26 protein-coding genes are annotated in these 26,259 nt (G+C 44.3%); 11 read left to right on the top strand and 15 right to left on the bottom strand.

Features of this window, described 5'->3' with window-relative positions; all coding sequences use genetic code 11:
* Positions 1-196: 196 nt before the first annotated feature.
* Positions 197-691 (top strand): adenylyltransferase/cytidyltransferase family protein, encoded by a 495-nt coding sequence (locus tag QZW82_RS07290; protein ID WP_293146634.1) that lies wholly within the window; start codon positions 197-199, stop codon positions 689-691.
* Positions 692-735: 44 nt separating this feature from the next.
* On the opposite strand, the gene QZW82_RS07285 is transcribed toward QZW82_RS07290, so the two are convergent.
* On the bottom strand, positions 736-1,959 hold the full coding sequence (locus QZW82_RS07285; RefSeq protein WP_293146584.1) for a transposase: 1,224 nt from the start codon (positions 1,957-1,959) through the stop codon (positions 736-738).
* A 381-nt stretch (positions 1,960-2,340) separates the two neighbouring features.
* Between QZW82_RS07285 and QZW82_RS07280 the strand changes: the two genes are divergently transcribed.
* The 6 genes from QZW82_RS07280 to QZW82_RS07255 all read left to right on the top strand — a co-directional run bounded on the left by QZW82_RS07280 (position 2,341) and on the right by QZW82_RS07255 (position 9,748).
* Positions 2,341-3,210, top strand: coding sequence for an STAS domain-containing protein (locus QZW82_RS07280; RefSeq protein ID WP_293146583.1), 870 nt, complete (start codon positions 2,341-2,343; stop codon positions 3,208-3,210).
* Between the two features lie 252 nt (positions 3,211-3,462).
* Positions 3,463-3,837, top strand: a complete 375-nt coding sequence (locus QZW82_RS07275; protein WP_293146581.1) for an STAS domain-containing protein — start codon at positions 3,463-3,465, stop codon at positions 3,835-3,837.
* Between the two features lie 583 nt (positions 3,838-4,420).
* Positions 4,421-4,819 carry an anti-sigma regulatory factor gene (locus QZW82_RS07270; RefSeq protein WP_293146578.1) on the top strand — a complete coding sequence of 133 codons (399 nt, stop codon included), beginning with the start codon at positions 4,421-4,423 and terminating at the stop codon, positions 4,817-4,819.
* A 287-nt stretch (positions 4,820-5,106) separates the two neighbouring features.
* Positions 5,107-6,120: an ATP-binding SpoIIE family protein phosphatase gene (locus QZW82_RS07265; protein WP_293146576.1), complete on the top strand. Its 1,014-nt coding sequence runs from the start codon at positions 5,107-5,109 to the stop codon at positions 6,118-6,120.
* 225 nt (positions 6,121-6,345) lie between these two features.
* On the top strand, positions 6,346-7,905 hold the full coding sequence (locus QZW82_RS07260) for an ATP-binding protein (RefSeq protein ID WP_293146574.1): 1,560 nt from the start codon (positions 6,346-6,348) through the stop codon (positions 7,903-7,905).
* A gap of 370 nt (positions 7,906-8,275) precedes the next feature.
* Positions 8,276-9,748: an MBOAT family protein gene (locus QZW82_RS07255; RefSeq protein WP_293146572.1), complete on the top strand. Its 1,473-nt coding sequence runs from the start codon at positions 8,276-8,278 to the stop codon at positions 9,746-9,748.
* A gap of 420 nt (positions 9,749-10,168) precedes the next feature.
* On the opposite strand, the gene QZW82_RS07250 is transcribed toward QZW82_RS07255, so the two are convergent.
* Positions 10,169-10,993 carry a sulfurtransferase gene (locus QZW82_RS07250; protein ID WP_293146570.1) on the bottom strand — a complete coding sequence of 275 codons (825 nt, stop codon included), beginning with the start codon at positions 10,991-10,993 and terminating at the stop codon, positions 10,169-10,171.
* A gap of 330 nt (positions 10,994-11,323) precedes the next feature.
* Complete coding sequence (locus QZW82_RS07245; protein WP_293146568.1) at positions 11,324-12,313, bottom strand: hypothetical protein; 990 nt, start codon at positions 12,311-12,313, stop codon at positions 11,324-11,326.
* 241 nt (positions 12,314-12,554) lie between these two features.
* On the opposite strand from QZW82_RS07245, the gene QZW82_RS07240 reads away from it, so the two are divergent.
* Positions 12,555-12,845 (top strand): hypothetical protein, encoded by a 291-nt coding sequence (locus tag QZW82_RS07240; RefSeq protein ID WP_293146566.1) that lies wholly within the window; start codon positions 12,555-12,557, stop codon positions 12,843-12,845.
* Positions 12,846-12,857: 12 nt separating this feature from the next.
* Positions 12,858-14,255 (top strand): bifunctional UDP-N-acetylglucosamine diphosphorylase/glucosamine-1-phosphate N-acetyltransferase GlmU, encoded by a 1,398-nt coding sequence (glmU, locus tag QZW82_RS07235; protein WP_293146564.1) that lies wholly within the window; start codon positions 12,858-12,860, stop codon positions 14,253-14,255.
* A 247-nt stretch (positions 14,256-14,502) separates the two neighbouring features.
* On the opposite strand, the gene QZW82_RS07230 is transcribed toward glmU, so the two are convergent.
* From QZW82_RS07230 to QZW82_RS07190, 9 genes are all read right to left on the bottom strand, one after another.
* Positions 14,503-15,213 carry a hypothetical protein gene (locus QZW82_RS07230; RefSeq protein WP_293146562.1) on the bottom strand — a complete coding sequence of 237 codons (711 nt, stop codon included), beginning with the start codon at positions 15,211-15,213 and terminating at the stop codon, positions 14,503-14,505.
* Positions 15,214-15,731: 518 nt separating this feature from the next.
* On the bottom strand, positions 15,732-16,061 hold the full coding sequence (locus QZW82_RS07225) for a hypothetical protein (RefSeq protein ID WP_293146560.1): 330 nt from the start codon (positions 16,059-16,061) through the stop codon (positions 15,732-15,734).
* A gap of 48 nt (positions 16,062-16,109) precedes the next feature.
* A complete protein-coding gene (locus QZW82_RS07220) occupies positions 16,110-16,535 on the bottom strand; it encodes a hypothetical protein (RefSeq protein WP_293146558.1) in 426 nt (141 codons plus the stop codon).
* A gap of 60 nt (positions 16,536-16,595) precedes the next feature.
* A complete protein-coding gene (locus QZW82_RS07215) occupies positions 16,596-17,435 on the bottom strand; it encodes a hypothetical protein (protein WP_293146556.1) in 840 nt (279 codons plus the stop codon).
* Positions 17,436-17,705: 270 nt separating this feature from the next.
* Entirely contained in the window at positions 17,706-18,203 is a 498-nt protein-coding gene (locus tag QZW82_RS07210) for a hypothetical protein (RefSeq protein ID WP_293146554.1), read from the bottom strand.
* A 61-nt stretch (positions 18,204-18,264) separates the two neighbouring features.
* A complete protein-coding gene (locus QZW82_RS07205; protein ID WP_293146552.1) occupies positions 18,265-18,525 on the bottom strand; it encodes a tetratricopeptide repeat protein in 261 nt (86 codons plus the stop codon).
* Between the two features lie 22 nt (positions 18,526-18,547).
* On the bottom strand, positions 18,548-19,306 hold the full coding sequence (locus QZW82_RS07200) for a hypothetical protein (protein WP_293146550.1): 759 nt from the start codon (positions 19,304-19,306) through the stop codon (positions 18,548-18,550).
* Between the two features lie 41 nt (positions 19,307-19,347).
* Positions 19,348-19,992: a tetratricopeptide repeat protein gene (locus QZW82_RS07195; RefSeq protein ID WP_293146548.1), complete on the bottom strand. Its 645-nt coding sequence runs from the start codon at positions 19,990-19,992 to the stop codon at positions 19,348-19,350.
* A gap of 110 nt (positions 19,993-20,102) precedes the next feature.
* Positions 20,103-20,480, bottom strand: coding sequence for a hypothetical protein (locus tag QZW82_RS07190; RefSeq protein ID WP_293146546.1), 378 nt, complete (start codon positions 20,478-20,480; stop codon positions 20,103-20,105).
* A 197-nt stretch (positions 20,481-20,677) separates the two neighbouring features.
* Here QZW82_RS07190 and QZW82_RS07185 point away from each other — a divergent pair, with 197 nt between their 5' ends.
* Entirely contained in the window at positions 20,678-21,928 is a 1,251-nt protein-coding gene (locus QZW82_RS07185) for a WD40 repeat domain-containing protein (protein WP_293146544.1), read from the top strand.
* A gap of 58 nt (positions 21,929-21,986) precedes the next feature.
* On the opposite strand, the gene QZW82_RS07180 is transcribed toward QZW82_RS07185, so the two are convergent.
* The 3 genes from QZW82_RS07180 to QZW82_RS07170 form a co-directional block, all read right to left on the bottom strand.
* Positions 21,987-23,579: a hypothetical protein gene (locus QZW82_RS07180; protein WP_293146542.1), complete on the bottom strand. Its 1,593-nt coding sequence runs from the start codon at positions 23,577-23,579 to the stop codon at positions 21,987-21,989.
* 110 nt (positions 23,580-23,689) lie between these two features.
* A complete protein-coding gene (locus QZW82_RS07175) occupies positions 23,690-24,625 on the bottom strand; it encodes an isoaspartyl peptidase/L-asparaginase (RefSeq protein WP_293146540.1) in 936 nt (311 codons plus the stop codon).
* A gap of 64 nt (positions 24,626-24,689) precedes the next feature.
* Positions 24,690-24,845, bottom strand: a complete 156-nt coding sequence (locus QZW82_RS07170; protein WP_106149998.1) for a DUF2256 domain-containing protein — start codon at positions 24,843-24,845, stop codon at positions 24,690-24,692.
* 219 nt (positions 24,846-25,064) lie between these two features.
* Between QZW82_RS07170 and QZW82_RS07165 the strand changes: the two genes are divergently transcribed.
* On the top strand, positions 25,065-25,955 hold the full coding sequence (locus QZW82_RS07165; protein ID WP_293146537.1) for an RNA methyltransferase: 891 nt from the start codon (positions 25,065-25,067) through the stop codon (positions 25,953-25,955).
* The last annotated feature ends 304 nt before the right edge of the window (positions 25,956-26,259 follow it).

Below are 26,259 nucleotides of genomic sequence, written 5' to 3'. Positions count from 1 at the left end.
GGAAAGCGCAGCCGAAGGGCATTCTTGTTTGTTGCTTCCTCCTTAAGAGCGATCAATTACTAATTACCAATTACTAATTACCAATTACTAATTATTGGCAGCTCGATCGCTGGCTCGTTCAATGGCAAACGCGCTCTTATCTCACATTTTTTGCTAGGATGATTCATCGCCGTGCATTTTTTTAGTTATGACTGTAATGATTTCGGGTGTTTACACGTTGGGAGAACTTGAAAGATCGATCGCCTCCGATCCTCAAAAGTGGCGTCCGATGGTGTTTACTAACGGCTGCTTCGATATCCTGCACGCGGGGCACGTCCGCTATTTGCAGGCGGCAAAAGCTTTGGGGCGATCGCTCGTGGTGGGCTTGAATAGCGATGTTAGCGTGCAAGCTATCAAACCGCAGCAGCCAGGATTGCCACCCCGCCCGATCGTACCGGAAATTCAGCGAGCCGAAGTGCTGGCTGCTCTCAAACCAGTGGACGGCGTAGTAATTTTTTCCGAAATTACAGCTACTAAACTGATAAGTATCCTGAGGCCTGATATATACGTTAAAGGAGGCGACTATCAACTAGAAACTTTGCCCGAAGCACCGGCAGTTATTGCCGGAGGTGGCAAGATTTCCTTGATCGAAATAGAAGTTCCGAGTTCTACCAGTGCGATCGTCAAACGCATTTTGCAGTTAGGCGTTTAACCGCTCGTAAAAACCTGGACAAAACTACCCAAAAGTAGTCAATGTTAGACATCTACGTTAGTAATTTTAGTCCACAGTCCTAAAACTACAGGAATAAACGGCAATTCCTCTATTCCCTTCATGAAGTCGGGAATTACTTTTCTCGCTATATTCAGACTTCCATTGATATCAGCATTGATTGTTTTGCCAGTTGAGGTTCTATACAATCCACGCTGAACGCGTTTACCGCTAAAAACAGGCTTGGTTTCTGTCTTTTTGTGATAATTCGGTAAATTATCACCATCTAAAGCACTAGCTTTTGACGTGTAACTTTCCTCAGTTAATGTCACAGCAATCCCTGCCAATTGTGCTTTATACGTCAATAAACTAATCAGCTTGGCATGGGGAATATTGGTAAATGCTTGATTGTTTTTTTTGCCAATATTGATTGACTGTTTCCATCCTGGGTTTTTGCCGATAATTAACTGACCAATATCGTTCAACTGACACCAATCAATTACACGACGACTCGCAGTGTGAAGATAGTTGTCAATTCTTCTGCTTCGCTTACTGTTCAGTGATTTTATCTGTCTGCTAGCTGCGATTGATTGTGATGCGGCTACCCGTTTATTGAATAATTGATTAATACTTTTCAAGGGTTTACCATTAATCAACAGCGGCTTGATGCCGGGATGATTGGATGTTATAGCCATCAAATTGTTTAAACCCAGGTCTACACCAGCTACATATTTCCCCTGGGATAAGGGTATCTCATTAACTGTGTAAACAACTTCAATAACATAATGGTCAAGCTTTGGGACAATCCTTACTTGGTCTATATTTTTAGCTTGAGTAGCCAACTCAATATTAGTCTGAGACAGTTTAACATTCCCGATTGTCAAAGCAGGTTTTGATATTGCATCTATCGGGTAAATGACAACATTCCTACCATGCTCTTTGTGCTTGTATCCTGGTATTTTCGGTTTTCCCAGATATTTTTCAGGGTGTTTTGACCAATCTTTAAGTGCAGCTAACCATCCCTTCCAAGTCTCAGCAACTCTCCGAACAATTTGTTTGCTAACTTTTGTTGGTAGATACCTATAAGCTTCTAAATGCTTAGTCTGGTGATAAATATTGATGGAGTTGTAATACTTATTGGTTTCAAAAAAGTATTGGCGCTGAACGTAGTTAGCACAGTTGTATAGATGTTTAGACTGTAATGCCAAATAATCGCATTCTTGCCAAAATCTATGTTGTTTGTTAATTACGTGTTTTTCTACTAGCTGCATTTGACTCGACATGAGTAAATGTACTGTGCTTTGTATTATATACGACTTCCTGCGAGCGTCAACATGGCAGGTAAAAAAATTATAATGATTGCAAACGCAGATTCCTCTGACGCAAGACGCCCGCATCTGTAATCCAATACCACGGGGGCAAAAACAAATTGAACCAGGGGCCAATAGTCTCGTGCGATCGCCCGAGTTGCGGACAAAGCTACCCAAATAGTGAAGGATGGGTAGCTTTGTCCATAAATTAAGTTACGGTTTCAAACCCCCGATCGCAAACAGCAAACAGTGAGCTAAACTCAGAAGTTACGCCATCCAAAATACCAAGAGTGCGATCGGTCGTACAATTTTATCCAAATTGCTAAGCAGGAGATAATTTTAATGGAACTCACAAGCAATCACACGATCGCGGAAATCCTCGAAAAAAACAAAGCTGAGTTACTAGCAGACTGGCTCAAAGAACTGCAAAACACCGGGCTGCGGCGGGACGACTTGATGAGAGCGAAGGAATTGCGATCGGAGTGTCAAGAGTTCCTGCAATTGCTCCAAATAGCTGTGGGACACGGTAACTTGAGCGACATCCAGACACCAGAGTGGGAAAATATGCGGCTGCTGCTGGCCGAAGTTTCGCGATCGCGCGTTCAGAGGGGCTTTACCCCATCGGAGATAGCCAGTTTTATCTTATGCTTCAAAAAGCCATTGTTCGATCGGCTTTGTCGCGAATTGACACAAAACCGCGACGCACTTGTCGAACAACTTTGGCTTTCCACCAGCTTATTAGACCAGCTCGGTCTGTGGGTGACAGAAATCTTTCTCAAAGCCCGCGAAGAAGTCATCGAACGCCAGCAGCAAGAAATGCTCGAATTGTCAACACCTGTAGTCAAACTTTGGCAAGGTATTCTCGCTTTACCCATGATTGGAACTCTTGACAGCGCCCGCACTCAAATAGTGATGGAAACTCTGTTGCAGGAAATCATGGAAACAGGCTCAGAATTTGCAATTTTAGATATTACAGGGGTGCCGACTGTTGATACTTTAGTCGCTCAACATTTATTGAAAACTGTAGCCGCCGCCCGTTTGATGGGTACTGAGTGCATCATCAGCGGCATTCGCCCGCAAATCGCTCAAACCATCGTTCATTTGGGAGTTGATTTGCAGGATATTCTGACCAAAGCGACTTTGGCAGATGCTTTTAAAGTAGCTTTGCAACGCCAAGGTTTAACTATTAAAAATATTAAAGAGGAAAGATAAAAAAAATGGGAATTGGCCAAACAGGGCATTGGGCAAACAGGTCATTGGGAATTGGGCAAACAGGGAATTGGCCAAACAGGGCATTGGCCAAACAGGGCATTGGGAAGAAGGCCAAACAGGGCATTGGGCATTTGGTAATTTGTAATTGGTAATTTGTAATTGGTAATTGCTCTGTGACTTACATTGATAACCGCTATATTGTGTTTATGCGTAAAAAAATATTTGATTCAAAACTCAAATAGAGGTGAATTTATGGAACGGATTCCTATCCTGCAAATGGGAGAATTTCTGCTAGTCACAATCCAAGTAGATATGCACGATCGCTTGGCAATGACTTTGCAAGACGACCTGACAAACCGTATAGTAAAAACTGGAGTCAAAGGAGTTTTAATAGAAATCTCTTCCCTGGAAATCGTAGATTCTTTTATCGGTCGCATTCTCAATAATATCGCTACAATGTCGCGATTTTTAGATGCAGAAACGGTTGTGGTGGGGATGCAGCCGGCGGTGGCGATTACGCTGGTTGAATTGGGGCTTTCTTTGACAGGAGTTCGGACAGCTTTAAGCGTTGAGAAGGGGATGAATTTATTGCGGAAATCCTTGGGTTTGTCTGATTCAGAGGTGTAAATAATCGATGAATTGTCCGGTGATTTAGATATAGGGCATTAAAAAATAGGTTTGTTTTTCAGTTGAAAGTTAATCCTTGACAGTTGACAACAACCTCTACCCAGAAGGAAGACAATTAGAGTAATGAATTATCTGATATTATGTCTGCTCGATTGACCAATAATACCAATTTTTTATGAGGCTGCATAGAATTCCGATCCCCCCGGCGCCTTGAGGGCGGACACTCTTGGCACGGCCCCTACTAAGGGAGGAACAAGATTTCTCCTCAAAGTCCCCCGGGAGGGGAATTTAGGGGGATCGAGATATGTGCAACGACCCATTAAATTGGTATAAGTAAGGTTTGTAGTGCGGACTTCAGTCCGCAGAATAAAGCGGACTGAAGTCCGCACTACAAACAGTTTTTGTGATAGCAATCAACCGGAAATGATATGATTTTAATTTCTCCTTTTAAGGAGAGGCTTTCAACCAATTCTTTCTGGTAAATACGTTTTTGATACTGTGAAGATTTATTACAAGGAACTCGCGTGAGGAGTGTCACTTCTATGTTTTCTGGAGAAGTTCTATTTTAACTAGAGTAGCCGCCATGTCAAAACGTGAGACACTAGAAATTCGATCGTCCTCCGATATAGTCCACGTCCGACAGCAAGTGCGAACCTGGGCTGTAGCAATGGGATTCGGCTTGGTAGACCAAACGAAAATTGTTACCGCAGCCAGCGAACTCGCCCGCAATACTGTAGACTACGGCAAGGGGGGAACTGTAACTCTAGAAATGCTTCAATTAGGTACTCGCAAAGGGCTGCGGCTGATATTTGAAGACAAGGGCCCGGGAATTCCAGACATTGAATTGGCGATGACTGATGGTTATACTTCCGATCGTGGTTTGGGTTTGGGGCTCAGCGGTTCTAAGCGGTTGATGCACGAGTTTGAGATTGTTTCTAAGGTGGGTAAGGGAACTAAAATTGCGATCGTCCGTTGGAGATGAGAGGGGTTCAACAGTTGACAGTTGATAGTTGACAGTTGACAGTTGGGGGAGAGGGGTTCAACAGTTGACAGTTGACAGTTGACAGTTGACAGTTGACGGTTTTTAAAACGATTGATGATGGGCAAGAAACTGGGTTTCTCCGAGTTTTAGGTTGGGTAACTAGAAATATTCTCAGAAATTAGTTTTCTGAAGTCAGTAACAACTAACAAATAACAACTAACAAATAACAATTAACAACTAATTACTTTTGAAATGTGCACTAGCTTGAGATTAGAACTAGACAAATAATGATAAATGTCCTAGCCTTACCCGTAACAGAAGAAAGTCAAGTCGGAGAAGCGCGACGAATTGCAGTCGCCCTCGCGGCCGAAGTTGGATTTAATGAGACCGATCGCGGTAAAGTGGCAATTGCGATCGCCGAAGCAGCAAAAAACCTTGTCAAACACGCCCGCGAAGGAGAAATTTTGCTGCAAACCGTACCAACAGCGGCAGGATATGACATTCAAATTGTAGCCCTAGACCGGGGGGCGGGTATGGCAAATGTCGGTCAGTGTTTGCGGGATGGTTTTTCGACTGCGGGAACTCTGGGAACCGGACTCGGCGCGATTCAACGCCTTTCTAGTTTTTTTGATATTCATTCTGTACCGAAACTCGGGACTGCTTTGTTAATGCGACTCTCGCCTACCCAGAATCGCGCGGAAGCTTCGGAAAACAGCAATTATTTGGAATTTGGGGTTGTTCGCTTGCCCAAAGTAGGAGAGCAAATTTGTGGCGATTCCTGGGCGACGCAAAATCATCTGAACAAAAATCTGATTTTAGTTGCTGATGGGCTTGGCTACGGGGTTTTGGCTGAGGAAGCGTCTCAGGAAGCTGTGCGAGTTTTTGGGGAAAACGCTAAACTCGGGCCGAAAGCTATTTTAGAGAAGGCTCACGCTGCTTTAAAAAATACCAGAGGAGCGGCTGCTGCGATCGCCCAGATCGATCGTACTCAAAAAACCATCTGTTTTGCCGGAGTTGGCAACATTACTGGTGTAGTGTTCACAGATAACCAAGCCCGCAGCATGGTTTCCTACAACGGCACTGTGGGACACATGATGCGTAAAGTAGCAGAATTTGTCTATCCTTGGTCGTCCCATTCCTTGTTAATTATGCACTCCGATGGTTTGGCGGCGCAGTGGGATTTAAACCGCTACCCGGGTTTGGCTGCGAGACATCCGGCTTTAATTGCAGCCGTACTCTACCGAGACTTTAAACGCACTCGCGATGACATGACAGTTGTAGTAGCCAAGTTCAACAGTTGACAGTTGACAGTTGACAGTTGACAGTTTAAGAGCGACCTCTACCATTAAGTCCGAGAATTGAAGTAATGAATAGTCTGATTTTAATTTCTCCCTCAAAGCCAGAGGCTTTCAACCAATTCTTTCTGGTAAGACAAGCAGCTTGAGAATATTTGCTAACAAGCGTGAAACTGTAGGCTAACTATAAATCACGATCGTCATGAGTGATTTCCCGATCGACAATCCCCAATGCTTCAATGCGAAAAAGGCATGATTTACCCAATTCTGACAACGGAAGTCCGCTTTGAACAAGACATCGTACAAGTACGTCAAAGAGCTCGCCAAATTGGCGCATTGTTGGGATTCGATTCCCAAACACAAACCCGCATCGCGACAGCAGTTTCCGAAATTGCTCGCAATGCTTTTAAATATGCAGGTGGTGGTAAGGTAGAATTTTTTGTGGAAGGGGAATCGCCACAGGTTTTTCGGACTCGGATTTCTGATAGCGGGCCGGGAATTGCTGATTTAGCTCAGGTTTTGGGCCCCAATTTTCGATCGCAAACTGGTGCTGGCCTCGGTTTAGCAGCAGCCAAACGGTTGATGGATGAGGTGCAAATCGATTCGGCGCGCGATCGCGGGACGGCTGTACAATTAATCAAGCAGTTTTCTAAGCAGATGCCTGCGCTGAGTGCGATCGAACTCAATAAATTACTTGATAAACTAGCGCGCCAAATTCCTGAAGATCCCTATGCGGAAATTCAGCAGCAAAATCAAGAATTGCTGCGTACTTTAGACGAACTCCGCCAGCGTCAAGAAGAACTCGTACAGTTAAATCAAGAATTAGAAGATAGGAATCGCGGAGTCGTCGCACTTTATGCCGAATTGAACGACAAAGCTGAATCTCTCCAGCGAGAGGGCGAACTCAAAACCAGCTTTCTCTCCAACATGAGCCACGAGTTTCGCACTCCCCTAACGACAATTCTCAGTATTTCCGAAATCTTGTTAAATCGCATCGACGGAGAACTTTCACCCGAACAAGATAAGCAATTAAATTTTATTCGCAAATCTGCCGAATCTCTGGCAGAACTTGTTGATGATTCGTTAGATTTAGCTAAGGTGGAAGCCGGAAAAGTAACGGTTCGCGTGGCTGATTTTGAAGTCGAAGATTTGTTCAGTGCGCTGCGCGGAATGATGCGCCCCTTGCTACCGCAAAACTCGCCCGTCAGTCTCATTTTTGAAGTGCCTTTGGAAGTGCCAACTCTTACTACGGATGAGGGAAAAGTTTCTCAGATTTTGCGGAATCTGATTTCTAATGCGCTGAAATTTACCGAAGCGGGAGAAGTCAGAGTTGCCGCCGAAATGGGAAAGGGGGGAATGGTTACTTTTTCAGTGGCTGATACGGGTATTGGAATTCCAACCGCCGACCAAACGCGGATTTTTGAAGAATTTGTCCAAGTGGAAAATCACTTGCAGAAGGGGGTGAAAGGCACAGGATTGGGATTGTCTCTGTGTAGAAAAATGGCTGAATTTCTGGGGGGGAGTATTGAAATAGAAAGTTCGCCCGGGGTGGGTTCGACTTTTTTGGTGAATTTGCCGATCGCCTATGCTGGAGAGTCAGAAGTATCTGCGAAAATCTCGGCATCTCAACCAGAGGAAACAGGGCGGGCGATCGAGAATTTGCGATCGGCTGCGCGCGATTTCGCACCAAAAGTTGCGATCGTGAAGGAGCAAAAGAGTTTTTCGCTATTTGGTGAAAGACTTGCGGGCAGAAATCCATTGTACTGTGACGTGCACCGCCAACGATGGTAAAGTTTCGAGGTGTGGATATCGCGATCGATCGATTAGGATAACAAACATGGTTTGTAGTGCGCTCTCCCATTCCGCAGCAGCAGAGCGGACTGAAGTCCGTACTACGAACCCTTATGCTGTAAAATGTATGCGTTCTCAGTAGTAACCGTAGGGTGTGCCGCCATTCACAATCTCTCAAAAAACGATTTTTCCAGTAGCGGCGCACCGCTGGCATCGATCGCCTAGTGCAAACAAATTTTAATAGTTAGTATTAGCTTCAGTGTCGATTTAAAAAACAATGAAACAGTAGCCTCGCGCTCCCAACCCACATACAGAATCAGCCCTTCCCACTTCTGCAATCTAAAATCCCAAATCCAAAATCTAAAATCGCATGACTTTCATTTCCCTTCAATATGCCCTGTTTTTGTTAGTTTTGTTCGCGGCTTACTGGTTGGTTCCCCTGCGGTGGTGGCGGCTGTTTGTCATGCTGGCGGGAAGTCTGATTTTTTACGCTTCGCTGCAAATTTGGTACATTCCTCTGCTGTTAGTCGGTGTTGTGTTTAATTACTGCTTGGCGATGGCGATTGGGGAACCTTTGGATTGGCGGATTGCTAATGAATCTTGGAATCGCCGGCGCTTGTTGGTACTGTGGCTGGGAATAGGGCTGAATGTTTTGCTGCTGCTGGGTTTTAAGTATGTACCTTTTTTCTTGAATTCGATCGGCACTTTGTTAAATTGGCCTGTTGCTCTCGACGGTGCTAACTGGGTAAAAACTCACGTCATCGCACCCCTGGGATTGAGTTTCTTTTGCTTTGAATGCATTGCTTATTTGATTGACGTGTACCGAGGCGCGCCGGCTGCTACTTCGCTGCTGCACTTTGCTGCTTACAAGTTGTTTTTTGCGAAACTGATTTCCGGGCCCATTACTCGCTATCATAATTTGATATATCAACTCAAATCCCAGAAATTTCCGACGCCCGATCGCATTTCTGAGGCCCTTTGGACGATCGCCTTTGGTGCAGTCAAAAAAGGTCTTTTCGCCGACAACTTGGGAATTTATGTCGATTTAAGTTTTACCAACTTGCAGCGCGCTGGTAGCGAGGATTTGTGGCTGGCGATTTTTGCTTACGGGCTGCAACTTTATCTCGATTTTAGCGGCTACGTTGACATGGCGCGCGGTACTGCTTTGCTGCTGGGTTGGTACTTGCCACCAAATTTTGATTTTCCTTATTTTAGTACGAGCATCGCTGATTTTTGGCGGCGCTGGCACATGACTTTGGGGGATTGGCTGCGGAATTATTTGTATTTTCCCTTGGGAGGTTCGCGCGTTGGTTTGTGGCGCACTTGTTTCAATTTGTCTCTCGTTATGTTAATTGCGGGAATTTGGCACGGTGCAGCTTGGGGATTCATAGTGTGGGGGGGTTTGCACGGTTTGGCTTTGGCGGTGCACCGGGTGACGGATGTGACTTTTAAAAAGTTGCGGATCGACTTTTTGTGGGAAAATCCGATCGGAATGGCGATCGGTTGGCTGTTAACTCAGGCGATGGTTTTTGGTAGTTGGATATTTTTCCGGCTTCCCGATTTAAAGAATTCGGGATGGGCTATTTCGCATTTGTGGGGGCATCCTGCTGATGTGCAGTTTTCGCATAAAGTTTATGTGGAAGCTTTGGGCTTGGAAAGAATACATTTAACTTGGATGTTGGCTGCTGTGGCTGCTGCAATGCTGGGGAATTATATTTTGAGTCGCGGTTTGAAGTTGGAGTTAAATTGGCCAGTGAAATTGGTGTTAGTGCCGCTTTGTTTGTATGCGGTTTGGGTGTTGGCGCCGGAAGGCGGTTTACCTTATATTTATTTCGATTTTTAGGGTATGATACTAAATCTGGGTAACATATCCCCCTTGATGATTGAACCGCGAAGACGCGAAGAACGCGAAGAAAGAAGAAAGAAGAAAGAAGAGTCAGAAGATAAAGGGAGGTTGTCAAATCGGATTTGCTATAATACCAAGTTCGAGTTAAAAACCCCGTTTATTTCTTATACCAAATCCGGGTCAGAAAACCCCTTTATAATCCACGATTGGGTAGGGTGCGTCGCTACGAAAAACTCTGGCTGCTTGCAACTATTTTTGAGCGATGCACCCTACGACTAACTTTTATCGTTTCCGGTTGTATCGGAATTATTTAACCGCAGAGGGCGCAGAGGGCGCAGAGAGAGAAGATAGAGAAGATAGAGATGAATAGAAGATGATGCAATCGGATTTGATATTATTGGTGCTTTGATATGCACTCTACAACTGATAGGAACACCAGTCACTCCAGCTACCGACATAGAGTTTAGCAGCGGGAATTCCGGCGATTTCTAAGGATAGTAAATTTACGCAAGCTGTCACGCCGGAACCGCAATAAACGATGATTTCTTCGGCTTTTTCTAATTCCGCCCACCGCTGTTTTTGTTCGGAGTTCGATCGCACTTTTCCAGTTTCCTCGGTCACTCCTTGCCAAGGGTAGTTGACAGCACCCGGAATGTGGCCTGCAATAGGGTCGATCGGCTCCCGCAAACCCTCGTATCTCTCACTTTCTCGCGAATCAACCAAAACTGTCTCCGGCAAGTCTTTTCGCTCTTTTACAGCCTCGATATCTACCGCCATATCTGGCTGCAATTGCACTACAAATTTACCCGCGCGAGGTTTTGTCCAAGTATCTGTTACCGGATATCCCGCCGCTTTCCAAGCGCTGAAACCGCCGTCTAACAAAGCGACTTTGCTGTGTCCCATGTATCGCAGCAGCCACCACAAACGAGATGCAAATGCCAGTCGCGAATCGTCATAAGCCACGACTAAAGTTTCTGATGAATTAATGCCGATAGCGCTGAATTTCTTAGCTAATTCTGCAATATTGGGCAGCGGGTGTCTGCCGCCGTGGGTGCCAACTACACTCGCCAGATCTTCGTTTAAATCTAAATAGAAAGATCCGGGAATGTGACTTTCTTGATATTGTTTTTGTCCCAATTTTCGATCGGCGAGAGCAAATCGACAGTCCACAATTACCACTTGCGGATTTTCGGTATTGGCGGCCAACCATTCAGGGGAAACGATTAAATTGTTGTCATTCATAACTATTCAAATTTGTGATAGGACATCTCTCGGTACTTCATAAATACCCGCAGAATATCTAGGCTAATTCTTAGGTATGTAGTTGCGCTTAAGCGCTCTTTGAGATATATAAGAAATAGCGCTAGAGCTAGGCTAATTCTTAGGTATGTAGTTGCGCTTAAGCGCTCTTTGAGATACATGAGAAAAAGCGCTGAAGCGCAACTACGTACCTTTTGTTCTCCGGTTCGGCTTTTTTGGAAGATCTAAGCTAATTTTCAGGTATGTAGTTGCGATGAAAGCGCTCTTTTATATATATAAGCAAGAGCGCTTAAGCGCAACTACGTACCTAATTTATCGAGAAGGAGTTGCTTTATCCGGTTCTGCTTTTTCGGAATTAGCTTTCTTAGGATTAGGTTTTTCGGAGCTTTCTTTTTCGGAATTGGCTTTCTTAGAAGTTGCTTTATCCGGTTCTGCTTTTTCGGAATTAGCTTTCTTAGGATTAGGTTTTACGGCTGTTGGGGGAGTTGGCTCTAGGGGAGGTGGATTTACTGCTGATTCTTGAGCGTAAAGCAGATATTTTTGATACTCGATTACTTTTGTCTGAGCTAGTTCGTGGTTGGCGCTGGACACGGGTACTCTTCTCATCAACGATACCGCTTCTTGCCAGCGATCGGCAACGATCGTCCAATCTTCCTTCGTTTTTGCCGATCGCCCTAACTCTGCTGCTTTGACTGCGCTGTTAACGGCTTCTCGAAAGGTATCCGGTACAGTTGCTACATTGGCAGTAGTTTCATCTGGATTCTTCAGAGCAGTTGCTGGCGGCTCGTTTAACATCTTACTGACAAATGCCACCACGGCGATCGCCAAAATACCCGTTACCAGCCCGACGACAATGAAAGTCGATCGCAATCGGTTCTCAAATGCAGCCAATTCCGGCGATTTCTCCTCATCCATATCTGTACTCTCTCTTTCTGTGCGATCGTCCATATTAGCAACAGCAAGATTTGGCACTGATTCTCCTGCAAAGCTTTGTGGTTCCAAAATGCTGCTCTCCAAACTAAACTCTTGACTCCAAGCAGCCCCAATCTCACCGCTTTCTCGCCCCTCAACCTTCACTTTGCGAATCGAATTCGGCTGCAAATCCGTCAGTTTTTCACGGACAAAATCAACTAATGTATCTTCTATCGGTAGTTGCTCTGCCTCCAGAATTACATCCAAACAGTCGCCGTTGAGATTCGCGGAGGCTGCGATCCCTTCAGATGGCAACTGGCTGTTGAGCCAAGATGCGATCGCCTGTGGATTTCCCTGCTTGGCAAGTTCCTGAAAATTAAGCTCTGTCATAGCTGGACACCTGATTGCAGAAAGAAAGGAAGAAGGAAGAAGGAAGAAGGAAGAAGGAAGTTCGGCAACGGATTCTGTAGCGGATGTAACGGATGTAACGGATTCAGTCCGATGGAAGTCGGAAGAAGGAAGTCGGAAGAAGGAAGTCGGAAGAAGGAACTAATAGTTTTTTTGAGTTGAAAACACCATAACTGAAATTCAACGAACAGTATAATCTATCTCGGTAAATCCCAGATCAAAGATGCAAATAATTTCTCTCTGTCTCCGTCCCATCTCTTGGGGAAGGACTGAAGTCCTTACTACGAAACGAACTCAGGTTCGTAGTGAGGACTTCAGTCCTCAGAAATTTGATATCGGGCGCGCAACTCCAGATACCACAACCGTAGCGCCTCAAACGGACATCCGGCTGGAAAAAGACGCAGTACGCCCGGATTCGAGATTGGAGATTAAAAAATTGTGCGATCGCAGTGCCATCGACGGACAGCGAGTGATATCATCATTTAGTCAATATTCTAGTTTTTATAGCAAATAGCTCGATCGCACAATGATAGCAATAGCAATTTTAGCTGCTGGACGCGGCACGCGCATGAAATCTGACTTGCCCAAAGTTCTCCACGAATTGGGTGGTCGATCGCTAGTTGAACGAGTCCTCCAAAGTTGTCAAGAAATTGAAATTTCCCGGCGACTTGTCATAGTCGGTTATCGAGGTGAACTCGTTAAACAATCGCTGATGGAAAGTCAAGAAATACCGGAAAATCCTGATTTTCCTCCCCTAGAATTTGTCGAACAAACCGAACAATTGGGAACCGGTCACGCCATCCAGCAATTGCTGCCTCACTTAAAGGGATTTCCAGGAGATTTGCTGGTATTAAATGGGGATGTACCTTTGCTGAGGGCAGAAACTATCAAACAATTGATGGCAATTCACCAACAGCACAAAAACTCTGCTACTATATTGACAGCTAATTTGCCGAATCCTCAAGGATACGGGCGAGTATTTACTGACAGTCAAAACTTTGTCCAGCAAATTGTCGAAGATCGCGACTGTACAACAGCTCAAAAGAAAAACCAGCGAATCAATGCAGGTGTTTATTGTTTTCACTGGCCGCATTTAGAGAAAATTTTGCCAGATTTAAAAGCAGACAATGACCAAAAAGAATATTACCTAACTGATACGGTAAGTATTCTCTCTCCCGTGATGGCGGTGGATGTTGAAGATTATCAAGAAATCTTGGGAATTAACGATCGCAAACATTTAGCCACAGCTTCCGATATTTTGCAAGCCCGGGTAAAGGATAAGTGGATGAAAGCGGGCGTGACGCTGATCGATCCCAACAGCATCACGATCGACGATACCGTAGAGTTGCAGCCGGATGTGGTAATTGAACCGCAAACTCACTTGCGGGGTAAAACTTCGATCGCCTCTGGGAGTCGCATCGGGCCCGGTAGTTTGATTGAAAACAGTCAAATTAAGGAAAACGTGACTGTGCTTTATTCGGTAATTTCGGACAGTACGGTGTCGGAAAATTCGCGAATTGGGCCCTACGCACACTTGCGGGGACACGCACAAATAGGCGCCAACTGTCGCGTCGGCAATTTTGTAGAATTGAAAAATACTCAAATTGGCGATCGAACTAATGTCGCTCACTTGTCTTATTTAGGCGACGCGACTTTGGGAGAAAAAGTCAACATCGGTGCAGGGACAATTACCGCCAATTACGACGGCAAAAATAAGCACAAAACTCAAATAGGCGATCGCACTAAAATCGGTGCAAACAGCGTGCTAGTTGCACCGATAACTGTGGGGGAAGATGTGACTGTAGCCGCAGGTTCTGCGGTAACGGAAGATGTGCCGGACGATTGTTTAGTAATTGCACGTTCCCGCCAAGTTGTCAAACCAGGTTGGAAGTTGAAAGATCGAAACAAAGAACTAGGTTTGTAGTGAGGACTTTAGTCCGCAAAAAGAACTAGGTTTGTAGTGAGGACTTTAGTCCGCAAAAAGAACTAGGTTTGTAGTGAGGACTTTAGTCCGCAAAAATAACTAGGTTTGTAGTGAAGACAGGTTTGTAGTGAGGACTTTAGTCCGCAAAAAGAACTAGGTTTGTAGTGAGGACTTTAGTCCGCAAAAAAAACTAGGTTTGTAGTGAGGACTTTAGTCCGCAAAAATAACTAGGTTTGTAGTGAAGACTTTAGCCGGCAGAATTTTCACTCTGACTGCAATCCTCACTACAAATACTTTCGTGCGATCGCGCGTGGAGGTAGTTGTTAATCGCTTTGGCGATTTCTACTTGCTTGTAAGGGTTCATAGTGTGGGGAAGGGATATGCGATCTCCTCCAGAAACTAACAGTCTAACTTGGTACCAAATATCATGATCCCGATCTCTCGTGCGATCGACTTCCACCCCATAAATCTCGAACAGAGAGCGTTTAATTACTTTACGAGCCAACAAACCCCGCCGTTTAACAGTCAAGGTGTTGGAAGTTCCATCGAAGCTGTAGGTTTCTTTATTTCCCAAGGCGATGACTCCGACTCCTGCGAGCAAAAATATGCCTCCTGTCCATCCCAACCAGCGATCGTCTTGGCTTAAGCGCAGCAAGCGAGATTTTGCATTTTTCAGATAAAAATTGATGTCGGAAGCAACAGCCTCTTTATTCCCCCAGTTAGTCGAGTTAGCACTCAAAGGAACATCGCCAACATTCGTCACAAGTACAACTCTGCTTTTGGCTCCAAATCTTTCTACTTTTGCTCCCTGCAAAGCAGCAAGATGAATTTCTTGGATGTTCGATCCCAGTAAGTGCGATCGCACCAACTGGCAATTTCCTTGTTTTTCCTGCGATCGCTGGCAGATCAAAGTTGCTGCATGATAGTCAAAAGTCAGCCCGATCAGTCCAAATGTCATTAATAAACAACTAGGGAACCAAAAATCCAATATGCTTTTGGTCTGAATTATTAGTTCAGTTGCCGTGTGCTTAATTATTTTCATTTACTTCACCCTTTAACTCCAAAACTGATGTTACAGATCGACTTCCCGACCAGGCTAGGTCAAATTGTTAACTTATATATTATTGGAAGCGATCCTATGGAATAACCCTTTTTATCTTGCTAATAGGCTAGCACTAAAATTTCTGACCGACAACAATTGTCGCGAGTTAAGCTGCGGCTGCGTTTGAGAGAGCTTTCCGCGATCTAAGGAGATGAATCGTAAAAATATATTAATTATCTCATTGGGAGTCAAACGTTAGCTTTCTAGCGCGATCGTACAGGAAGTAATGGCAAACAAAAATGAAGAAAACTTTATAATGTAACAGAATGTAAAGTTTATTGGCGCCTACCTAAGTATCGTTAATTATTGATTTGGGCGATTCAGCCCAGAGGGATAGCTACGCCGCGCGTACTTAAAGTCGCAGGTGAATTCATTTAGTGCGATCGCTTCTCGATATAGCCGCAAATCAAGTCAGCCATTTTTTGTTGCTCTTTCTGATTCGCAATTTTGCCTAAAGATAGATGATCGCCCTCATTCATTAGCAAACGTACTTCATATAAGTTATCGTTTTCGGTAGGTATTGTTTTTAATTCTACTTTGGAAATTTCGCCGATGGATATTTCTGCAACTTCATTTACCCATATTCCCCTTTTTTTGATAGTTAATGTACTTGTATTTATATCAAAGATGTAATTTTCCAGAATGAATTCATAACGAAGTGCAAAGTATGTTCCTCCTACAACAGCTAATACAAAAGGGAGCATGGCAACCGCTCCTATCAAAATACCCGAAAACGATGACCCGTAATCTTTTTATATTACTATTTCTCCGACAGCCGTTTGTATGTATTTGTTGAACAACCTTACATCGTCACCAGTTTGATTCGGTAGCGGAACATCACCTTGGTTGGTTACGAGAAATACCTCCTCCATATCTGTATCAGTTATTTTATCAACTCTCGATCCTTTAACTCCCTCGATTGAGGTTAATTTGCCTTTCACTAACCCCACAAAAGTTGACGTGGTTAATTCGCAAGTTGCGATCGTTCGCTCAACTTTTTTGCAGGAAAATCTTTCCACTCCAGCATCGACGATCCCGACAGGTATTAACAAAAATAAGCCTAAAGTTGGCAGTCCAAATGTGAAAAAATAGCTGGTAAGGAATACGATCGCATTATTCTTCAATTCGAGTCTATTGCTAAGTTCTAGAAGATGTCTTGTTTTTTGAATAACTTTCATGTCAGATATCAGCTCCAGTATAATTAATTGACAATTGTTACAAAACTTTCTAGATCGTCATTAATCGTTGATTATTGATTCAGATCGCCCGTCGAGGAAGCGGCGAATCAAATCAGCCATTTCTTGTTGCTCTCCCGGATTCCAGCTACTGCTTAAACATAAGATATCTCCCGCATTGATTAGCAAACACACCTCGTAGTAAGTATGGCTGTCATCTTCTGTTTTATTTACTTGAACTGTTTTCAATTCGACTTCAGCAATTTCACTCAACGATCGTTCGGCAACTTGATTCATCCACAACCAGTTTTTATGAATAGTCAAAATATTTTTATTTTTGTCGAAAACGTAATTTTGCCTAATCAGTTTACGGCGCAATATATTTATATCTTCACGAGCAGCAACAAAAGAAAACATGATAAAAAAAAGCAAGATACCAGAATGATATAACCGATCATCTTTTTCTATTATTAATCCTCCGACAGCAGTTTGTATATATTTATTGAACAACTCTACGTCCTCCCCAGAAAATCGATTCGCTAGGCTAATATTTTCTTGCTTTGTCACAAGAGACATCTGCTGCTTAGAAGTTGAATTTCCCTCGCTATCGGTACTATTTATTGTGTCAACTTTAGCTTTTTGGACTCCCTCAATCGAAGTTATTTCACCTTTCACTAATCCCATAACACTTGACGTGCTGATTTCGCAAGTTGCGATCGTTCGCTCGATCTTTTTGCACGAAAGTCTGTCCACTCCAGAAGCGGAAATCAAGCCGAGTGTCATTATTAATACAATAAATCCTAAAAATTTGACACCAAACCCGGTAAAAATTATCGCCATAAAACTCCCTTCTTCTCGATCGTCAAGCTCTAGAATATCTTCCGTTTTTTGAATAACTTTCATGTTAGGCATCAGCTCCAGTGTAGTTAATTGACAATTGTTACAAAACTTTTTAGATCGTCATTGAAGGCGATGTATTCATTTAGTGCGATCGCCCATAATCCAACGACAATGAAGGGCAAGCTAGACAATAAATCTAGCCAGATATTAGAACGTTGAATTTTTAGTTCATTATATGGTGTTCCCTTGAGTTTTTTCATGAATTCATCCTTTGGATGACACAAAAACTTGAATTGCTTATTTTTGTGTTGTTTCCATTCTATCATGCACAGATTATTTGACAATCCCTCCGGTGCACTTGCTTGGCAAAGATATTGCTTCAGTGCTATCATAGCTCGTCGAGACATAGCTGCGGATTAAGTCGGCCATTTGGCATTGTTCTGTTACTGAATTGCTTCTCAAACAAATGCGATCGCAACCCAACATTAATAACTCAACATAGTAGCTATAATTTCCTTCGCTATCTCCTATTTCCTCTAATTCCACCGCACAAATATCGCGAATTGATCGTTCGGCAACATGATTAAGCGACAAACCCCGTCGTTTAACGGTCATTTTTCCCAAAGTTTTATCAAAGATATAGATTTCAGATATCGCGCCGTCCAACAAACACAGGGAGAATAACAAAAATATGCCTCCCCCTATCCAATTGCAGGCAAAGATAATCTGCAAGAATCCGATTGCGACAAAAGGAGAAATCAATAGCAATCCATTCCAGATTCTAGAAGTTTGAATTATTAGTTGGGTTGGTGTTTGTTTGAGAATATTCATAAGTTTACCCTGTTATTATTGTTTGGAAAATGATGTGAATTACTAATTTATAATCCACGGATTATTTAGTCCGGCGGCCGACGATCGCCATTTTGGTATTGTCAACAGCCTGGACAGCACAAGCATCGTCCGGAAGCACCTGCAAAGCTCTGTTAAAATTGATTAAAGCCGTTTGATAGTCTCTCTGTGCGTAGCAGACATAGCCAAGTTTCATTGATTTTTTGAATTCATCTTTGTTACCGGGTACAGATGCTGCATCAAATCGAGGAGATGGCTGAGTACCCGGAGATGATTCTTGAGTTGCTGGTGGGTGGGGAAACATCGGTTTGTTGAGTCTAAGTGCATCAATCTTGATAATCTGAACCTCGCTTTCCCATCATTCCCCAATAAGCCACACCGTAAAGTTGAGCAGCCTGCATAGCTTCCTCGTCATAGCCTTGAGCTTTGAACAAAGCCTCGGCCTCTTTGAGATAGCCCATTGCTTGTTCTTTATTGTTGGTTGCATCTTGAACCATCAAAGCTAATCCCAATTTCATGCGAGCATCAGCATCATTAGCATCACTTTTAATTGCTGTTTTCCAGTGGGCAATTTCCTCTTCTATAGTCTCCCATTTAAGTTCGTTAGAGTTTTCGGTAGGAAAGCCATCAATACCGTAATTGGTGATATTCAAGAATGTCGCAATGACTTCGGCTGTTTTGTGCTTGCTTCCTACACCAGTGCTGAAGCTAGAAGTTAGAGGAACACGTCGCTTACCTGAGTTCAACACCAGACATACACGATAGGTATTGCTCTCACTGCTCGACATCTCCTGTATTTCCACACCTGAAATATCTTGAAGCAGGTGTTTGATCAGTTTCTTTTTGCCAATGAGTGGTTTATGCCGCTTGATAGTCATATGACCGAGATTTTTGTCAAATGCAATGGTCTCAATTTCTACAAATATCACTATCAGCAAACCAACGACAGCAAATAAATAAAGGAAAAAACTGCCAGAAGACAAACCTCCAAATACGCCGACTAATAAAAAACTCCCCCCAACAAATAGCCCCATCCAAAATGCGAACATTTCTACGAATTCTAGTTTGTCTGCTGTCTGTTTCATGATTTTATTTTGAATCAATTTTAAGTGAATGTGGACGTAGATTATTTAGCTTTTGCTTGAGCGATCGCCTTTTTGGTATCGACAACAGCCTTGAGGGCTTCAGCATCGCCGGGATTCGCTTGTACAGCTCTGTTAAAATTGATTAAAGCTGTTTGATAATCTCCCTGTCCGTAGTAGGCATAACCGAGCTTCATCGATTGTTTGAAGTCATATTGTTGACCGCCAACGGTACCAAAGCTAGGCTCAGGAATAGGTGCTGGCGAAAGTTGAGGGGATGACTCGGAACTAGGAGATTTCTCGGAAGCAGGAGATTGCTCTTGACTTGGCGATGAAGAAGTGCTGAAATCTGAAGGAAAAGAAGAGGGCGATTGCTCGCTAGATCCTTGGTTTACGGTTATGGTTCCCGACTGAGCCAATTTTGTAAACTCTGCGCCATAACTTACCACAGTAATAATGCCTCCTAATAAAAACATTGGCCATGCAGATAGTTGAATCAAAAGTGTTTTTCTGATTTTTTTATTGCTCCATTTTTTAATATAAAAAATTAAGGAAGCAAATGGAATAAACCAGTAAAGTAATCCCCAAACTACTTCTTCTTGGAAAGCTTGAACTAATCCCCAGATATAGCCAACAGTAGCTAAAAGAAAACCCAGACCAAAAAATAAGGCGATCGCAATTTCAGACATTTTCTATTTCTCCGTTTGATATATAGTTGTTTTCCAAATCGATTGCTTCAAGTCAAATGGTTGAGCAGCAACAAGCACAGAATTAGGCTCGGAACGGTTGCTGCGGAAACTTAAGGAGATGGTTTGGGTTTGGGAGCAGGCGATAGCTTAGGTGATGGAGAAGTATTGGAATCCGAAGGAAAAGCAGAGGGCGATTGCTCGTTAGAACCCGGATCTACATTAGGTGAGGGTGCGGGTGCAAAAATTGCTGTAGTAATGCTTCCCAATACAATCATTAACCATCCAGCACATTGAATTAAAAAAGTTTTTCTAATTTTGAGATTACCCCATTTTTTGGCATAAAAAACGAATCCAGCAAATGGGACAACCAGGTAAAGCACACCCCAAACAACCTCCTCTTGGAAAGCTTGAACCAATCCCCAGATAGAACCAACTAAACTTAAAACTAAACCTAGAGCAAAAAATAAGCCGATCGCAATTCCAGACATTTTCTATTTCTCCGCTTGATGTATAGTTGTTTTGCAAACTGTAAAGGTAAGGATTGAAACGCATTTTCAACCCGAAACTCTTTTGGCTGTTTGCTGTGTTAAAAATAGATTAGTGGTGAATCCAGTCCGATCGCGCACAGCGAATGTTAGGATTTTGGTTAGGAATTTGACTAGGAACTCGATCGCGACTGCCACAAATGATACCCTCAAACCTCGATCGACCCGAAGAACCGTTTGTACGGGCAATTTACGACTGGGACATCGAAAAGCTTTACAGCGACTTAGCCAACGCCAAACTAGAATTCGCGCCCCACACTAGAAGAGGGCTGACACCCGTGGAAAAAAGGCACTTGTGCGGCTTGCTGTGCGGCTACAGCCCCGCCGAGATGGCGGTACTTCTGAACAAACAAATCAAGGGTGTAGAGGTTGACTTATCCAAAACTTTGTACCGATACATAGAAATATTGACAAAGCGGCCCCGAAATGCGCTCAAAAATTGGAGAGACGCGATCGACTGGCTGGTAATAGCCGGGTATAAAAAACAACCGAAAACCTCATCCAGCGCAGTCTTAAAAGCCACTCTCCAGCATTCAGACAGCATTCTCTCGGCGGCGATCAGTCCCGACGGACAATTACTAGCAACCGGTTCTCACGACAGTACAGTCAAAGTTTGGAGTTTGCACAGCGGGGAGCTGCTGCGGACTATTTGCGGACATTCAACCCCCGTGTTGCTAGTTGCTTTCAGCCCTGCTAGCAAAACGCTGCTGACGCGATCGCGCGCGGGTACAGTCAAACTGTGGAACCTGCAAAATGGGGAACAGATGAAGCGTTTAGCAGACGTACACCGCCACGAATCTGTGGCTGTGAGTCCCGACTGGCAAATTTTGGCGATCGGCACCACCTGCGGCACTGTCAAGCTGCAACACCTCAACAGCGGCCAACTGCTGCAAGTTTTGAAAGGCTATCAAGGAGATGACATAAGTGCGATCGCCCTGAGTCCCAACGGCAAAATGTTAATAGCCAGCGGGCTGAATGCAACCAGCGGTTTCTGTCGCGCTACCGTCACTTTGTGGGAATTACCGGGGGGAGAAGTGCGGCGAACATTTGGTAGCGAAAATTATGTAGCAATTACTCCAGACAGCCAAATTCTAGTCTGTCATGCCAACAAAACGATCGCCCTGTGGAATTTGGAAACAGGCGAATTATTGCATTCGGTGCAAACCGGAATTCGCATCACTTCCGCCGCCGCCATTAGCCCCGACGGGAAATATTTTGCTGTGGGCTGTTTTGACGGTACTGTTAGGATTTGGAATTTGCGCGGCGAATTGTTGCACGCTTTAGAGGGACATTCGGGCCCGGTGTCGGCGGTGGCGATCGGGCAGTTGGGCGACACTCTGGTTAGCGGTAGCGATAATGGTACAGTTAAACTTTGGCAGTTGCGGATTTAATCAATTACTTATTAAATATCAGAGCAAGGTAAACAATGCACGCACTACGAATATTGTTTTATTTAGCGCGGCTAACTGCTAAACGTGCAGCGTTTAAATTTTGCTGATACTGGATAACTCTATTTTTAGCTACAGCATAGTTAGAATTTGACGGCGGCACAGATTTCATAGATGCCAGCGCTTCCTCCCAGTGAGTTGCAACGAACTCCCACTCAGCTTTAGATTTAGCTGTTTTAGCGAAAAACGCTGCATTTTGAGCTGCATCAATCCCTTGTTGAAAAGGGCGACTAATTCTGCGCTTAATTGCGGCTAGATTCTCCTGGTACTGTACAACTCTATTTTGAGCTACATCATAATTGTCACTCGACGGCGGTACAGCTTTCATCAGGGCGATCGCATTTTGCCACTCAGCAACTACTGCCTGCCACTGCGTCTCTGTTTGAGCATTCTGAGCAAGATTTGCTGCATTTGTTGCTTTATTTACTGCATTCCCAAAAGAGTCAGATTTAACTGTTTGAGGAGTCGGAGATAATGGTTTGGCTATGGGTGCAGTTGGTAAAGATGGTGTCGGTTCAGAATTCACCGCACTCGGTACAACTTTTGTCGGTTCAGGAAAATTTATCGCTTGTCTCGCCTCTGGATTTTTAGACAGCAGCGAACTCGCTGAAACTGCCAAAAAAGCTACAAATCCCAGTAAAATTAATTCTGCCAGTGTTTTTAGAGAAAAGCTGTTCCGAATTAAATAATCTATTTGATAAAGATATGCAGATGTAACTATCCAAATCACTGCTGAAACTTCAGCAATAGTAGATAGATAATTAGATACATCTGCTTGATGAGAACTCAGACAACTTGCTAATTCAAAGTCTGCTCCGTAGTTGCAGCTTGGAACAATTGGGAAAAATGGCAACAGCAAAACTACTACCATTATCAAAGATAACAGTGCCACAATTGGGGCATACACACCTTCCCACAAACTTCTAGGACTTGGCAACCACCGAGTGTACGGGGTCTTTGCTTCATCAAAAAATAAAATGTGGTGAATGTAAGATAGTATTGCTACAGACACAGGTACGATTAGTTCTAAGCCTCGCCAAAATGAGTTTATATCTTGCTCAACTGCGGATAGAGTTATGCCGATGACAGCAATCCAAAAAGTGACAACTCTCACCACAACAGCTATCCACAATGTTAAACCTAAAGCTCTCAGCCAGGAACTTGGATAGGGAAACCATGCTGGCCAGCGTCCGTTTTTAACTTGCTGATTATTAGATGTTTTCCAAGGCGTTTCTCCTGTCAACAATTTAATTTGTTTTCTCGATCTTAAAATTGCGGCGCAGTTGTCAAGGGTAATCCCCAGGGAAACCAGCAAATAAACTGTATAAAATGCTGTAATAGGTAGCGTGCTGCCATTCGGGATTGGTCTAGAAAAAACTATGAATAAAGTCAATAAACCCATCAAACCGCTAAGTAGAAAGGCAATATAAGCAGCAAGTCTTCGTTTAGTGTAAATGTAAGCAAAAATGGGAAATGTCAAGCCAAGTACAGCAGCTACCCACAGACGGCGCCCAGATAACTTGACTAACTTTTCTAATTCCTTTGGATCGATCGCAGGTTGAGCGATCGCATTGAGATTGCTCTGTGGAGCCATAGATATTGGCGGTGAGGAGGATGTAAATTAAGATACCACGCCGCCAATACAGGTTTTCAGCAATTTGTCAAAAATGTCCTAACTTGTAGGCCGAAAATTAAACGGCTTTTCTAAGCAACAAAAACTAACGTTCCCTTGTTTGCTTCCAAAGTATTGCCCATTTCCGTACCGTTGTGAAAAGCACCGAGAATGATCTCGCTAGTTTTGCCGATCGCGATCGCACCATTAGCATCAATCCCGATCGCACCAAAATCTCGTTTGCGATCGTCAGCTTCCGCAAAAGAACGCTCAAAAGCAGCTTTCAAACTCAAACCATCCGTTACCCGAATCACAATTCGCGCCGCCAAACACTCATCCATGATGTGCTCGCCGATACCAGTACAGCTAACCGCCGCATTCCCAGTCGCGTAATTTCCCGCAGGCATTGCTGAGTCGCTAACGCGCCCGATGCGCTCAAAACCCTTGCCGCCAGTCGAAGTTCCAGCAGCTAAGCGTCCCTGAGTATCCAAAGCTACAACTCCGATCGTGCCAACACCCGCAGGTTCCGCCACCACAGTAGCCATTGCTTTGTTAAAATTGCCTTGGCGTTCCTGCATCCACTCGTGCAAGCGCAAATCCGTCATCGGATCGTAAATCGGCAACTGAAGTTCTCGCAGCAATTCTGCCGCACCGTAATCTGAGAGTACGCGATCGTCCGAAGTCTGCAAAAATTGAGCAAGTTCGATCGGATTTTGAACGCGAGCCACATTAATCGTGCCGCTGAAACGCTGCGCCAAACCGTCCATCAGCGAAGCACTCATCCGAATTTGCCCGTCCGACTGTACCACAGAACCCGTACCCGCATTAAATCGCGGGTCATCTTCCAACAACCGACAGCCCTGCACTACTGCATCTACGGCACTTGCGCCATTTTTCAGCAGCGGATACACTGCCTCCAAAACATCGTAAAGCGACTTCCGCACCGCTTCAATTCCGCCCTTGCTTTGCAGACAACTACCGGCACCGCCGTGAATAACTAGCTTTGGTTGCACCTGTTGCGATGCCATACTTATAACCGTGAAATTTTTCCTTTGCAATCTTAGCCTCAGTTTGGCAAATGGCAAGACATTCTTAATTTTCTGTGCTATTGCGGCGGCGGCGACAGCGATCCGAGCAGTATTTGACTTCATCCCAGCAGTCAGCCCATTTTTTGCGCCAGGTAAAAGGTCGATCGCACACCGGACACATCTTAGTCGGTAAATCAGATTTCGCTCGCTGCTTAGCCATGCTAATTTTGACAGTAGTTAGATTAACTATAGCCTTTATCAATTAGGTGAGGTAATCGGGCATCGGGAATCGGGAATCGGGAATCGGGAATCGGGAATGGTTACTTGTTAGTGATTTTTCTAATAGTCAATTACCAATGCCCAATGCCCTGTTTTGCCTTCTTCCCAATGCCCTGTTTTGCCTTCTTCCCAATGCCCAATGCCCCATGCCCAATGCCCCATGCCCAATGCCAACATCCGAATCGTCTTAGTCGAACCCGCAGGGCCGTTGAATGTGGGCTCTGTGGCCCGCGTGATGAAAAATATGGGTTTGCACCAATTAATTTTGGTAAATCCCCAGTGCGATTATTTAGGGGAAGAAGCTCGGTTGATGGCTGTGCGCGCCGCCGACATACTGGAAACGGCGACAGTAGTTGAGAGTTTGCCGGCTGCTTTGGTAGGATGTGTCAGGGCGATCGCAACTACAGGAGATGATTGTCGATCGCACCCAATGCCGCTAGAATCACCCGCAGATGCTTTACCTTGGTTGCTAGAAGCCCCCAGCGCCTTAATTTTTGGTCGAGAAGATTGTGGATTGACTAACGCCGAATTAAACCGCGCCCAGCGCTTGATTCGGATTAAGAGCAGCGATGCTTACACTTCCTTAAATCTCGCCCAAGCTGTAGCTATTTGCTGCTATGAATTGTACCGGCAAGAAGGTTCGGCAACGGATTTTGTAGCGGATGTAACGGATGTAACGGAGAGAAACAAGGAAGAGCGAATCTTTTCCCAATCTCCCCTTCCCCCCCTCTCCCCCTCTCCCAATCCCTCCCTCTCCCAATCATCCCCTCTCCCCAACAGTGTTCCGTTGGAACAGTTAGAGGGATACTACGAGCAACTAGAAGGGCTGCTGCTGAAAATTGGTTATTTGCAGCCGCACACAGCAGCAAGTCGGATGGAAAAATTTCGGCGTTTGTACAACAGGGCTTATCCGACAGTGGATGAAGTCGCCATGCTGCGGGGCGTGCTCCGCCAAACAGAATGGGGATTGAAAAGTTATCCGCGATCGCCAGTTTCTGATACTCTGGATGGGGCGTTGCCGGAAAATCCGGGCGACATTAAGTCAGAGTAGTAGCAATTTGAGATTTTCAGATTGCCAAGCTAAGATTTTTGTGTAAATTTCGGGATTTTTGGGTATGTTTAGCATTAAAGTGCGATCGCAATCTCAAACGCGCACTTCCGAGCCAGATTTCCGGTAAATCTAAAATCTAGAATCTAAAAGTGATTGGCTGTTGATACAAAGTAAATGATTTTCTAGAAACTTCTTGAATAATTAGGTAAAAGCTGGTAGTGTAGACTGAGAAAAAAAATGCTTTAGCGACTAAAACAGCTAAGACCATGGTCACTTAGAGTCATTATCATTTCCAGCAAATGTT

The organism is Microcoleus sp. bin48.metabat.b7b8b9.023 (genome assembly GCF_013299185.1).
Classification (GTDB): Bacteria; Cyanobacteriota; Cyanobacteriia; order Cyanobacteriales; family Microcoleaceae; genus Microcoleus.
Note: the sequence above shows the minus strand (reverse complement) of the source record. Positions and strands in the feature narration are given on the sequence as shown.

What these genes read in the sequence shown, in the direction of transcription:
- QZW82_RS07225 (WP_293146560.1), bottom strand. Translation starts at nt 16,061, where the DNA reads ATGCTCCCTTTTGTATTAGCTGTTGTAGGAGGAACATACTTTGCACTT.
- QZW82_RS07280 (WP_293146583.1), top strand. Translation starts at nt 2,341, where the DNA reads ATGGAACTCACAAGCAATCACACGATCGCGGAAATCCTCGAAAAAAAC.
- QZW82_RS07180 (WP_293146542.1), bottom strand. Translation starts at nt 23,579, where the DNA reads ATGGCTCCACAGAGCAATCTCAATGCGATCGCTCAACCTGCGATCGAT.
- QZW82_RS07240 (WP_293146566.1), top strand. Translation starts at nt 12,555, where the DNA reads ATGCAAATAATTTCTCTCTGTCTCCGTCCCATCTCTTGGGGAAGGACT.
- QZW82_RS07165 (WP_293146537.1), top strand. Translation starts at nt 25,065, where the DNA reads ATGCCCAATGCCAACATCCGAATCGTCTTAGTCGAACCCGCAGGGCCG.
- QZW82_RS07190 (WP_293146546.1), bottom strand. Translation starts at nt 20,480, where the DNA reads ATGTCTGGAATTGCGATCGGCTTATTTTTTGCTCTAGGTTTAGTTTTA.
- QZW82_RS07285 (WP_293146584.1), bottom strand. Translation starts at nt 1,959, where the DNA reads ATGCAGCTAGTAGAAAAACACGTAATTAACAAACAACATAGATTTTGG.
- QZW82_RS07215 (WP_293146556.1), bottom strand. Translation starts at nt 17,435, where the DNA reads ATGAAAGTTATTCAAAAAACGGAAGATATTCTAGAGCTTGACGATCGA.
- QZW82_RS07170 (WP_106149998.1), bottom strand. Translation starts at nt 24,845, where the DNA reads ATGGCTAAGCAGCGAGCGAAATCTGATTTACCGACTAAGATGTGTCCG.
- QZW82_RS07185 (WP_293146544.1), top strand. Translation starts at nt 20,678, where the DNA reads ATGATACCCTCAAACCTCGATCGACCCGAAGAACCGTTTGTACGGGCA.
- QZW82_RS07205 (WP_293146552.1), bottom strand. Translation starts at nt 18,525, where the DNA reads ATGTTTCCCCACCCACCAGCAACTCAAGAATCATCTCCGGGTACTCAG.
- QZW82_RS07290 (WP_293146634.1), top strand. Translation starts at nt 197, where the DNA reads ATGATTTCGGGTGTTTACACGTTGGGAGAACTTGAAAGATCGATCGCC.
- QZW82_RS07220 (WP_293146558.1), bottom strand. Translation starts at nt 16,535, where the DNA reads ATGAAAGTTATTCAAAAAACAAGACATCTTCTAGAACTTAGCAATAGA.
- QZW82_RS07265 (WP_293146576.1), top strand. Translation starts at nt 5,107, where the DNA reads ATGATAAATGTCCTAGCCTTACCCGTAACAGAAGAAAGTCAAGTCGGA.
- QZW82_RS07250 (WP_293146570.1), bottom strand. Translation starts at nt 10,993, where the DNA reads ATGAATGACAACAATTTAATCGTTTCCCCTGAATGGTTGGCCGCCAAT.
- QZW82_RS07245 (WP_293146568.1), bottom strand. Translation starts at nt 12,313, where the DNA reads ATGACAGAGCTTAATTTTCAGGAACTTGCCAAGCAGGGAAATCCACAG.
- QZW82_RS07175 (WP_293146540.1), bottom strand. Translation starts at nt 24,625, where the DNA reads ATGGCATCGCAACAGGTGCAACCAAAGCTAGTTATTCACGGCGGTGCC.
- QZW82_RS07210 (WP_293146554.1), bottom strand. Translation starts at nt 18,203, where the DNA reads ATGAATATTCTCAAACAAACACCAACCCAACTAATAATTCAAACTTCT.
- QZW82_RS07195 (WP_293146548.1), bottom strand. Translation starts at nt 19,992, where the DNA reads ATGTCTGAAATTGCGATCGCCTTATTTTTTGGTCTGGGTTTTCTTTTA.
- QZW82_RS07275 (WP_293146581.1), top strand. Translation starts at nt 3,463, where the DNA reads ATGGAACGGATTCCTATCCTGCAAATGGGAGAATTTCTGCTAGTCACA.
- QZW82_RS07230 (WP_293146562.1), bottom strand. Translation starts at nt 15,213, where the DNA reads ATGACATTTGGACTGATCGGGCTGACTTTTGACTATCATGCAGCAACT.
- QZW82_RS07260 (WP_293146574.1), top strand. Translation starts at nt 6,346, where the DNA reads ATGCTTCAATGCGAAAAAGGCATGATTTACCCAATTCTGACAACGGAA.
- QZW82_RS07200 (WP_293146550.1), bottom strand. Translation starts at nt 19,306, where the DNA reads ATGAAACAGACAGCAGACAAACTAGAATTCGTAGAAATGTTCGCATTT.
- glmU (WP_293146564.1), top strand. Translation starts at nt 12,858, where the DNA reads ATGATAGCAATAGCAATTTTAGCTGCTGGACGCGGCACGCGCATGAAA.
- QZW82_RS07255 (WP_293146572.1), top strand. Translation starts at nt 8,276, where the DNA reads ATGACTTTCATTTCCCTTCAATATGCCCTGTTTTTGTTAGTTTTGTTC.
- QZW82_RS07270 (WP_293146578.1), top strand. Translation starts at nt 4,421, where the DNA reads ATGTCAAAACGTGAGACACTAGAAATTCGATCGTCCTCCGATATAGTC.